This is a genomic window from Ruminococcus sp. YRD2003, assembly GCA_900109435.1.
Lineage (GTDB): Bacteria > Bacillota > Clostridia > Oscillospirales > Ruminococcaceae > Ruminococcus > Ruminococcus flavefaciens_G.
Genome location: FNZT01000029.1, coordinates 1 through 10,956 on the forward strand (window position 1 = coordinate 1; position 10,956 = coordinate 10,956).

Sequence of the window (10,956 nt, forward strand, 5' to 3'; positions counted from 1 at the left end):
TGTTCTCGATACCCTCCTCGAATACCACCTTTTCGATCGAGCTTCCCTGCAAACAGCCATCAAACTGGTTGCCGGTGCTCTTTACTGATTTCGGGATAGTGAGTTCCTTCAGGCGTTTGCATCCATCGAACACATGGGCTTCCATAGTATTGACATTTCCGGGTATGGTTATTTCCGTCAGATATGCACAGTCCCTAAAAGCACTGTCTCCTATAGATGTAAGGCTGTCCGGCAGAATAACTGTCGCTAAAGCTGTTCCTCTGAAAGCTCTGTCGCCTATAGAATAACCGTCTGTAACATCAGCCTTCTCGGGGATAACGACTTCCTTGACATTTCTTGCATTGAAACATATATTTTCGGGAATGTTCTCGATACCCTCCTCGAATACAACCTTCTCGACTGAGCTTCCCTGCAAACAGCCGTCAAACTGGTTACCGGTGCTCTTTACTGATTTCGGGATAGTTACCTCTGTCAGACCTGTACAGCCATCAAAAATGATTGCACCAAGCGTGACAACGTCCCCAAGATCAACAGAAGTTATGGTTTTATTGCCCTTGAATGCCGAATCACCGACAGCAACGACCTTCTTTTTTTCGATACTGTCAGGTATCATTATTGCAGTTTCAGCACCGTCATAGCCGGTGATCGTGATCTGTTCGTCTTTGAGTGAATAGTACCATCCGTCAGTGGTATGCAGCTCATCTGCTGTTTTCGCAGCAGATGAGCTGTCACCGTCTGTCAACGCATAAGGCGGAGAAAGCTCCGCTGCAAAAGCCCTCAAAGAATCAAGCAAAAAGTCTGATTCCGGAAAGCTGTTCAGTGTTGTCGAGCATACTATTGTTGATGCCGACAGCACTGCAAGGATCTTCTTGATCTTCATAATAAACCTCCTTAAAAAATATATTAACATCTCTGATATCAGAAATGCTGATATAGCTTAATGTTTGCGCAGCAGGCGCACGCCTGCGAATAAACCGATGATGAGAAGCATTATCAGTACCGGCGCTGTTACTGCGCCTGAGCTTTTCCCTTCGTTTTCGTTATTTTCAGCCGTAGATTCAGATGCTCTCTCCGTACGATCCTGAGTTATATCCTTTCCGGTCTTATCATAGACATATTTTGCAAGCACTTTTTTATTCTTATCCACAATACTTACCGAAACTCCGCCATCGCTGCCAGTATACGAAACCGCCGCCACTTCCACATCTCCGTGCTGCTGCCTGTATGACTCCAGTGCTTTTTCTTCAGCATCATGAGGTGAAAACACTTCTGATACAGTCTCATCAGACGATGCTCCGGTATCGGTAGTATCCGGCGAGAACTCCGAAGTTGTTTCAGCTTCATAAGTATGGTTTCTGTCATCTTTTTCGCAGACTATACATCCGCCTACAGTTTCAAAGCTTACGTCCTCAAGAGAATGATTAAAGGTATTCTTCTTGTCGAGTTCAACACTGATCTCTGCTTTTCCGTTGGTATTCTCGGGATTGACTTTAAAATGCAGGACGGCAAGTGTACCATTTTCGGTGTGATCATCTTTAGCAAGAGCATCAGACCACATCAGCTTATACGGAACTGCGGATACATCTCCGCCCGCTGTGAAATCAGCTCCGTCAAAAAGGAAGCCGTTATCAACGCTTACAAGTTCCAACTCAAGAGGTTCGTAGCTTATGCTTATACCTACAGCGATTATGCCGGGGTCATTCTTTAACTCGATCGCAACAGCAGTATCCTCATGATCTCCGATATCGACTGTCCGAACACATATCTGCGGCTCTTCATTCTCATACGCAAGTACGTTCTGAACAGGCAGCAATGAAGCAGAAAACACAGCAGTCAATGCGAGCCTGTATATTATTTTTTTAAGCATTGTCTTATACTCCAATCAGGGACACAACAGATATTTTTTATATACGTGTATATGTTATATATTATAGCACTACATTTTTACAATGTCAAGGTTCTGAGGACAGGACATTCTGATACAAAAAGGATCCCTGCTGCGAATTTATCACAGCAAGAACCCTTGTTGATATGGGTATTAAACGATCAAAGCTTCTTTGATATATCTATCAAGTTGAAAGATCGCAAGTTACGACTCATTCATTCGTAAAGAATTCGGAAATACTCTTGTCGCCGCCGGTCGAAACGTATGCGTAGTATGTAAGGATCGCAGAAGCGTCCTTGGAATCGGTCTTGCCGTCCTTATTCATATCAGCCGCCGACTTCTCAGCCTCGGTCAGCTCAGATTCGCCGCCCGTTGAGAGTTTCGCATACTCTACCAGCACAAACGAAGCGTCCTTTGAATCGACCTTTCCGTCGCCGTTCGGGTCGCCGAAGGAGACTGCCGGCTGCTCGGGTGTTGTAGTTGTTGCGGTGGTCGTTTCCTGTGCTGTGGTGGTAGTTGTGGTGGCGCTTGCGGTCGAAGTTGTTGTTGTGGTAGTAGTTGTTGTGGGCTTTGCAGTAGTAGTTGTGGTGGTTGTTTCTGTAGGAACACTTGAGCTCAATTTATGATAATACTGCACCACAGTCACATATCCGTCGCTGTATGGAGAAAACTGCTCTACAAGCTCACCATCTGTAAGAGTAAGAGTTGATGTATGATCAGCATATTCAGGCGGATAATCGGGATTATGTGAATTGATGGTGATAACATCTCCCGAATTTGACCATGTAAGCGTTGCTTTGCTCAACATGGTATGGTTTTCAGCGTATTCATAAAGAAAACCGGTACCATCGGCACGGAGATCCATGACCAATCCAAGGTAATAATCGTCATTTGTCACGATCCGCCCGTTCTCATCACGCTTATAAAGCTCCCATTCACCAACAAAACGACTATCAGCTATGGTGGTATTTGTTGTTGCAGTAGTTGTGGAGGTGGCTGCAGTAGTTGTGGTCGTTGTTGTAGTTGTTGTGGTAGTGGTAGTTGTAGTTGTTGTTGTGGTGGTGGTGGTAGTTGTTGTTGTTGTGGTAGTTGTTGTTGTGGTAGTAGTTGTTGTCGGGGTACCTGTTATTTCTATGTATCCCTGATCTATATGACTGAAAGCATACTCAGTTAGCTTGTCTGAATAGTCACCATAGCTGTAACCAAGCATATCTCCGTCTTCGTAAACAATAGTGACAGGATACTTTCCGGGCTGAATATCATCGGGAAGCTCGACACTAAAACTCAACAGCGTTGTATCTTCGCTCTCAAGGAGCATATATCTATCAGCAGATGTGAATGTGAAGAATAAGCTGTTGGAATCTTCATCCTCTGACAGAACACTCATTAAAGAATTTCCGGCTCTACAAGCTAATCTTCCGTCATAATCGTGAACAGGCTTAAGTGCCGGGTCAAGAATGATATGGATACCGCCCGAGTCTATCTTAGCACCATTTCCCTTGATAGAAAGAATCATTTCCTGATTATTTGACCATTCTTCATCTAAATCTACGGTTATCTTGGAGAGTGACAGTTCAGCCTCAGCATTATCGAAGGACTCCTTTGAAATACCATTCACAAAATCTGAAACTGAGCCTGTTCCACCACATGAGGTATATGTATAGTATGAACTGATATAACAAGCATCAACAGCGTTTATAACTCCATTTTCATCAACATCAGCTGCCGGAGCAAGTCCCGGATACAGTGTAGACGGCTGATTCAAAGCTAAAGCAGCGTATTCCGTTAATATGACATATACATCTCTGTTATTGATACTTCCGTCAAGATCAACATCACCAGGGGTGATCGGTCCGGTATAAACAGGAAGAGTCGTCGTCGCGGCAGTTGTAGTCTGAGTTGTGGTAGTTGTGGTCGTGGTAGTTGTCGTAGTGGTGGTCGTTGTTGTCGTGGTGGTAGTAGTTGTCGAAGTAGTTGCTGCGGTAGTCGTCGATGTAAAAGGAACGGGAGACTCACCAAGAGATTCAAACTTATAGCCGTATTTATCAGCATAGCCCTGCGCTGTGGAATGATCATAGCCGCAGATAGTACCGTAATATTTTCCTGTTGCCTCGTCTGTAACAGTATTTCCTTCACTGTCAGTATATGTATATGCGTTTGAACCGTTTATATTGCAAATTGTTGCGGGACTATCATAAATATCGCATTCGGGGTCAAGGATAGTTACCTTTTCAAGAGCACGGCAGTTAGCTAAAGCACTGCTGTCTATTTTTTTGCAGGTGTATGGTATCTCTATACTTTCAAGTCCGCTTCCAGCAAATGCCATCGGGTCAACGGATCCAACGCTGTCCGAGATCTTTACGCTCTTGAGATTTTTACAATCATAAAAAGTTTGATTTGAGATCCAGTCAGCATTTTCAGGAATTTCAATGCTTTCTATAGCTGTATTTGCAAACGCTTCAAAACCGATAACAGTAACAGCAAAACCGTGATTTTCTTCATAAACACTGGCTGAATATTCATACCAACTGCTTTTATTCTGTTTAAGAGACTTTGGCATTGTGACCTTTTTCAAAGAAGTACAATTCTCGAATGCGTGCCCCCATATAATAGCAACATCATCGGGGATCGTTATCTCTTCGAGTGCAGTACAGCCACTAAATGCCGAATTTCCTATCTCGGTGATAGTGCTCGGGAGCTTGACCTCTTTCAGACTCTTGCAGAATGCAAAAGCGTATGCTCCCAAAACGGTCACGCCTTCGGGTATGGACACGCTCTCGAGATTTTTCATTCCATTGAACGCTTGATGAGAAACCTCGGTAATGCCCTTCTCGATAATGACGTGCTCTATGTTATCACCATAGCCGTCATAGCTTCTCCATGGAATAGCATCACCGTAAAATTCTTCAGCCTTAATATTCCATGCACCTTCACCGCTGATGGTGAGAGTGCTTGTCTCTTCGTCAAAGCTCCATTTTATTTTATCTCCACTGAATGTTCCCGAAGTCTCGCCCTCAACAGGCTTTTTCTCGGGCTTTTCAGGCTCATCGGACAGGGTTTCAATATCAACAAATTCGTTTCCGTATTCATTCGCGTACGCCTCGGCAGTTGAGCCCTTATAGCCGATTATCTTTCCCGATGAACTGTATGTTGTTCCACGGTTCTCAATGGTGCTTGAAGATGAATATATTTCACACTCAGGATTAAGGATAGTTATGGAAAGTGAATTACAATTGTAGAAAGCATTTTCCTCAATATTCTTTACAGACTTGGGAATAGTTATTTCACTCAGGCCTGTAGAAAAGCCAAATGCTTCTTTTCCTATAGTTTCAAGATTTGATGATAAAGTAATTGAATTAAGCCCCGCACTATAAAAAGCCTCTTCCCCTATACTTGTAACTGTATCAGGTATTACGACCTTACTAATGCTGCAATCCTTAAAAGCATATCTTCCTATAGAAGTCAGCCCGTCATTAAGTATAAGCTCCCGCACAGTAACACCGACTTTTCTCCACGGTGCTTTTTCAGAATCCCAGAATCCATAATTGGTCATATCCCCCGTGCCACTGATAGTTAGTCTGCCGTAGGCGTCGAGCTCCCATGTAAGGTTCTCGCCGCATTCACCGCTTCCAACAATCGGAATGTTTAGCACGGCATTTGCCGTGAGAGGCTTCGCCTGATTCACACCAGCCGCCGCAGGAGCTCCGCACACGATTCCGACAGCCATAACAACCGCCATAATTTTCCTCAATTTCATAAAAGTTCCTCCTTTAGGTATAATACCCATTTTTATTATATCACTGAAACAAAAAAAGTCAATAGCTCTCGATGATTTTTATCAACTTTAACGCAAACTTCCCGTCTGCGATAGTAGTCTGCACAGGATCAGTACGATTGGCAATACAGAACCTCCCTTCATGGGCGGCGATTTATTTACCTCATTTTGATCTCAAAAAGCACTAAAAATAACGTTTTTTCAAGAATGATATAAAAATAAGCTCTGCTACGTATTAAACATCTTTTTATCTATCTTACCATCCTCATTGGCATCGCCCCAAAAGAGTTTGGCAATTCATGTGCACCACAGTTTGTACATTCGACGTCCGCATAAATGTGCTCGCATATTCGTCTATAGTGTCCTTAAAGAAATCATAGGAAAGAAAAGTTCTTCCCCAATAGATTCCCGTAATACTGCCGCATAACAGTTAGCGACCTGCGTTTTTATATAATGCTGCGCAGAAGTCCGCGGCAGCCCTCCTCAATATCGGCGTAAGCCTTGCCGAAGTCGCGGCTGTACCACGGGTCGGAGACGTCGTCGCCGCGTCCCGCAAAGGTCAGCAGCTTGTATATTTTGTCGTCGGGGTCGCTGCCGAAAATGCGGTTCATATTGCGGATATTGGCAGTTTCAATACCGATGAAATAGTCGTACTTCCCGTAGTCGGACTTCCTCAGCTGCACCGCCGTCTTCCCTGCGCAGCCGATACCGTGCTTTGCGAGCTCCGCGCGTGCGGGAGGATAGACGGGATTGCCGAGTTCATCTGTGCTTTGTTAAGTCCGAGGCAGCTTAGCCTCAGGATCTCACGATAATTGGTCATTTTTATGACCTCCTTCAATAGTATTCACGCTTTTGCGTGTAACACTATTCTATCGTGCAATTGATGATTTTCGCAATCATTTTGAGCTGCTGTTCACTTCACGCGACGAAAGTGTTCATTCTTGCCGACGGCACTGTTCAACTTGTGCGGCCGAAGTGTTCATTTTGGGGCGACATATTCAATTCAATGACATTACCGAAGAAACGATGTCCATACACACACGGAAACACCTACAACTGTAGCTGCTATTTTTAGCACAGCTAATTCAGAATTATTGACATTATTCGTAAATTGCGTTATAATTTGTTTAACCGATTCTATTGGAGGATGAAATATGAATCTTAAAAGAACTGCACTTCTTCTCTCGCTCTGCACAGCTTTTTCTGCCTGCACGTTCGCTATGCCGACCGTGCCGCTCATGCAGGCAGCTGTACTGACCGCTGACGCTGCAAATTCAGCCGAATTCGTTGATGTTGACGGAAACAAGGTCACACTCGGCGACGGCATACCTACGGCTGTCGTTTACGGCAGACCCGAATGCTTCAATACACGCACTACACTTCGGAATATCATTGCAGCAGGCTGGCTCGACGGCGGTGATGTACGCGTAATTTACGCTGATATCGACGGAAACAATATCGAGACCGTCAAGGCATTACGCGAAGAGCTCGGAACTGACAAGGTCGTTTTTTGCAGCGGCGAGAATTCCTCGGGAAGCAGATACTCGTCCCGTATGTATTCAGACCTTGACATCTCGGGAAGCGTCACTCTGCCTGTTATCGGCTATTACGACGGCACAGGCAAGCTCCTGAGCAATACGACAAGTTTGCAGCAGGCTTCCGATGTGTACAATGCGCTTACAGGCAAGGAAGCTCCTGCGCAGTCTGAAACGGAAGACCCTGGGGAAAAAACTCCCGTTACTGATGAGGATATCTCTGATATGGGCTACGAGTATGAGGCGCTTGAAGACGGCACTATCATGATAACAGGAGTCAATCGCAGAAACGGTCGCCGAGAACTGGTAATCCCGTCACAAATAGACGGAAAAACCGTTACAAAGCTCGGGGATGAAGCTTTTTCGTATTCGATGTCGGATATGTTCGAGACTGAGTATACCTCAGTTACTATTCCTGACACAGTAACATGGATCGGTAATCTTTGCTTTTGGCACCAGAAAAAACTCGCAAAGGTCAATGCTCCCGATACGCTCGAACATATCGGAGCTAACGCTTTCAATATCACTTCTTGGCTCGACACGCAAAGCAAGCTGTCTGATATCGTCACACTCTCAGGTATTGTTATCGAGGGCTGGCACTGCTCTGACAGTGTTGTTTTGCCAGACGGAACAAAGGGAATTGCTGACCATGCTTTTACCGGATCTTATCTTGAAAACATCTATGTTCCCTCAAGCGTTAAGGACATCGGCGATGAAGCGTTTGCAGGCGTCAAAAATCTGACGGTATACTGCCAACCCGATTCCTATGCTGAGACTTACGCAAAAAGAAAAGGTTTTAAAACCGTTACTGATGGCTCTCCCTTTCCTGAGCCTGACCCTCTTAAAGATCACCTGAGAGAACCGTTTCTTGATCCAGGCAGTGCAAAGCTTATTTTAAATGCTGACGGTACTTACACAATGATGCAGTCAAATACATACGGAATAGATAATAATAACGGCGTAAACGTTGCTATACTCGACCCAGAGGCTAAAACATTCACTCATCTGAAATGCTTCGTTAAAGACGATGAAAAAATAGGCGGTACATTTCTCGGTGAGAAGTACAACTTTATCATTTACGGCAACGATAACTATTCCGAGAGCAACGATGCTATAGTTCTTCGTATCTGCAAATACTCAAAGGACTGGCAGCATCTCGAAGACATGACCATTAAAGGCGCTAATACATACGAACCGTTCAAAAGCGGCAATACCTGCTTTGCAGAATATGACGGCAAGCTCTATATCCACACCTGCCATACAATGTATGCTAATGGAGTCTGTGGCGATGATGTACACCATCAGGCTAATATGTCCTTTATTATCGATGAGGAGAAACTGAAAATTATTAGTTCAAATACAGACGTAGGCGGTACAGAATTATACGCCTCACACTCATTTGATCAGGATGTTGCTGTTGATGAATCCGGTGCTTACTTTGCAGATCTCGGAGACGGCTATCCACGTGCTGTCGCCCTCACATACTCAGATACAGACGCTCTTGCAACCGCCCAACAGGTAAGTGTTTTTAACATAAAGGGCGAAAGCGGCGACAACGATACAGGCGTATACCTCGGTAATCTGCTTCTCACAGATTCAAAGTGCCTGCTTTCGTTTGCTTCGATAGACCAGAAGGAAGGCAACAGCTTCGATGGTCCGATGGATCTGTACCTTACCGTCTTTGACAAAGAGACAAAGAAGTATGAAGTGAAAAAAATAGTCGAATACTACGCAGATAAACATAATTCCGTATATGGCGGAGGAGAGCTGATAAGAGCGGGCAAGAAAAACTACCTCATCTGGAGTCAGGGCGATCCCAAATATCTCACTGATGGCACCATAAACACCGATTATTCCGATGATAACAGCAAAACAATGCGTGCCGAGATAAGCGATGACGGCGAGATAGTCGGTGATATCCTTGAAGTCAGTGTTGACCTCGGCTGGATGCTGCCCTGTGAGGACGGTATGCTACGCTATGTCAATATTGAAAAACGAAACGATGACCACGTTACGCTCTGCACTGTTGATCCGTCAACGATGAAGCTCGTATCTGCCGATATCTACAAAGTCAAAAGGGACGTTAGTCTTGGAGACCTGAACACTGACGGCAAGATAGATGCAAAGGATGCTTCGGCTATACTCGTCGAGTACTCAAAAATGTCTACAGGCGGAGAAAGCTCGCTCGAGGATACGCAGAAGGCTGTCGCAAACGTTAACGGCGACGACAAGATAGACGCTAAAGATGCCTCCGCGATATTGTCTTATTACTCCTATATCTCAATAGGCGGTGACATGAGCATATCCGAATTTCTCACAAGCGAATGAGAAATATCTAATAAGCATCTCACCAATACATCAAATAAGCTCTGCTATGTTTAATACGTAGCAGAGCTTATTTTTATATCATTAGCAGGAATGGATCCGGATTTTTCTTCATATACGGAACAAATGCAGTCAAAGCTGCAATTAAAGCTGAAATGCGCGATACTGAAATGACCTCCGTTGTAGAGTATCTCCCCGTGGTTGTATGATGTACCATTGGTGCCCTGTGTATTGTTTCTCAGCCATTATTATGCTCTCCTTATCCCAGTTTTCCATTGTATTCAAGTCCGTACTTGCGGTAGAAATCTGCGATGTCCTTTTCGGAGCGGACGAGCTCCGCGCACATCAGCTTTTTTGTCGCTCTGTCATAAAAGCCGATAGTCCGCTCGCCAGTGCATATGCTCGCCTCGACCTTAATATCGTCAGCCGTGAACGGCTCAGGTATCGGGAGCGGGTACTTCTTTCTGAAAATGCTCATTCACCTCACCTCTTTCCCAATTATACCACATAAATTCGGTGTTGTAAATAGCCGCGGGATATGGTATAATGTGAGTACCAAATCAAGTGAGATACAGGCTAAGGGCTTTTATGAGGCGATAAGCCGCAGGAGCAGTGTCCGCGACTTCACCGACGAGGATGGCCCGCGCGAGGTCATCGAGCGTATCATCGGGGCGGCGTATAAAGCTCCGACCAACGACCATTTCAGGGACTGGCATTTCATTGTTGTGACGGACAAGGCGATAATGCGTGAGGTGCTCGAGGGCGTGCCGAAAGCTCTGACAGTGCAGGACGTGGACAGGATGACGTTCATCTCCGACCCTGTGCAGAAGAGCGCCTATCGGTATGCCGTGCCGAAGCAGTACAGTATGCTCATGGAGGCGGCGGCTGTGATAATACCGCTGATGAAAAAGAAGGTGGACGTGCTTCATCCCGCCGACCTCTCGCACCTGAACTGCTTTGCGTCGGTGTGGTGCAGTATCGAGAACCTGTGGCTTGCCGCGGCGGCGGAGGGCTACGGCTGCAACCTGCGTATCCCGTGCGGGGACGAGGAGGCAAAGGCGCGAGCGGCGACAGGCTTCCCCGAGGAGTATATGATACCCTGTTTTATCGGTATCGGCAGACCTGCCGAGGGAGCAGTCCGCACGAAGCAGCTTGTTCCCGACATTGAAAAGCAGCTTCATTGGCAGAAATTCTGAGTTAAAGGAGAAAACGACATGGACTTCGTTTACTATAACCCGAGCGACGACAAGCAAAGCTGCGTTGTGCGGACTATGACTAAGCTCACGGGCAGGGAGTACGACGCGGTGAAGTCGGAGCTGACTGAGCTTGCGCAGGAGCTCGGCTGCGGGACGTACAACGATGAAGCTGTTTTCGAGCGGTATATGGAGAGTCATGGCATATCCAAGCTGAAAGAATATGATGAAATAAAGGTTGGC

At 45.6% G+C, this 10,956-nt stretch carries 8 protein-coding genes and 1 pseudogene; 3 read left to right on the forward strand and 6 right to left on the reverse strand.

Features of this window, described 5'->3' with window-relative positions:
• From BMX22_RS15305 to BMX22_RS17010, 5 genes are all read right to left on the reverse strand, one after another.
• On the reverse strand, positions 1-880 hold an 880-nt coding region (locus BMX22_RS15305; RefSeq protein WP_177173050.1), incomplete at its 3' end, for a leucine-rich repeat domain-containing protein.
• Positions 881-937: 57 nt separating this feature from the next.
• Positions 938-1,867 (reverse strand): cohesin domain-containing protein, encoded by a 930-nt coding sequence (locus BMX22_RS15310; protein ID WP_074743487.1) that lies wholly within the window; start codon positions 1,865-1,867, stop codon positions 938-940.
• Between the two features lie 229 nt (positions 1,868-2,096).
• On the reverse strand, positions 2,097-5,642 hold the full coding sequence (locus BMX22_RS16285) for a leucine-rich repeat protein (RefSeq protein ID WP_177173051.1): 3,546 nt from the start codon (positions 5,640-5,642) through the stop codon (positions 2,097-2,099).
• Positions 5,643-6,106: 464 nt separating this feature from the next.
• Entirely contained in the window at positions 6,107-6,367 is a 261-nt protein-coding gene (locus tag BMX22_RS15340; protein ID WP_318259788.1) for a hypothetical protein, read from the reverse strand.
• Entirely contained in the window at positions 6,334-6,480 is a 147-nt protein-coding gene (locus BMX22_RS17010; RefSeq protein WP_318259785.1) for a hypothetical protein, read from the reverse strand. The genes BMX22_RS15340 and BMX22_RS17010 overlap by 34 nt, the downstream gene beginning before the upstream one ends.
• 334 nt (positions 6,481-6,814) lie before the next feature.
• Here BMX22_RS17010 and BMX22_RS15345 point away from each other — a divergent pair, with 334 nt between their 5' ends.
• Positions 6,815-9,523 (forward strand): leucine-rich repeat protein, encoded by a 2,709-nt coding sequence (locus BMX22_RS15345; protein WP_074743489.1) that lies wholly within the window; start codon positions 6,815-6,817, stop codon positions 9,521-9,523.
• 256 nt (positions 9,524-9,779) lie between these two features.
• Here BMX22_RS15345 and BMX22_RS15350 read toward each other — a convergent pair whose 3' ends face one another.
• A complete protein-coding gene (locus BMX22_RS15350; RefSeq protein WP_074743491.1) occupies positions 9,780-9,998 on the reverse strand; it encodes a hypothetical protein in 219 nt (72 codons plus the stop codon).
• Between the two features lie 70 nt (positions 9,999-10,068).
• Between BMX22_RS15350 and BMX22_RS15355 the strand changes: the two genes are divergently transcribed.
• The gene (locus tag BMX22_RS15355) at positions 10,069-10,716 is read left to right on the forward strand and encodes a nitroreductase family protein (RefSeq protein WP_318259786.1); all 648 of its coding nucleotides are present in this window, start codon (positions 10,069-10,071) and stop codon (positions 10,714-10,716) included.
• Positions 10,717-10,734: 18 nt separating this feature from the next.
• A pseudogene (locus BMX22_RS15360) lies at positions 10,735-10,956 on the forward strand (hypothetical protein); the annotation flags it as partial.

What these genes read in the sequence shown, in the direction of transcription:
- BMX22_RS15310 (WP_074743487.1), bottom strand. Translation starts at nt 1,867, where the DNA reads ATGCTTAAAAAAATAATATACAGGCTCGCATTGACTGCTGTGTTTTCT.
- BMX22_RS16285 (WP_177173051.1), bottom strand. Translation starts at nt 5,642, where the DNA reads ATGAAATTGAGGAAAATTATGGCGGTTGTTATGGCTGTCGGAATCGTG.
- BMX22_RS17010 (WP_318259785.1), bottom strand. Translation starts at nt 6,480, where the DNA reads ATGACCAATTATCGTGAGATCCTGAGGCTAAGCTGCCTCGGACTTAAC.
- BMX22_RS15345 (WP_074743489.1), top strand. Translation starts at nt 6,815, where the DNA reads ATGAATCTTAAAAGAACTGCACTTCTTCTCTCGCTCTGCACAGCTTTT.
- BMX22_RS15350 (WP_074743491.1), bottom strand. Translation starts at nt 9,998, where the DNA reads ATGAGCATTTTCAGAAAGAAGTACCCGCTCCCGATACCTGAGCCGTTC.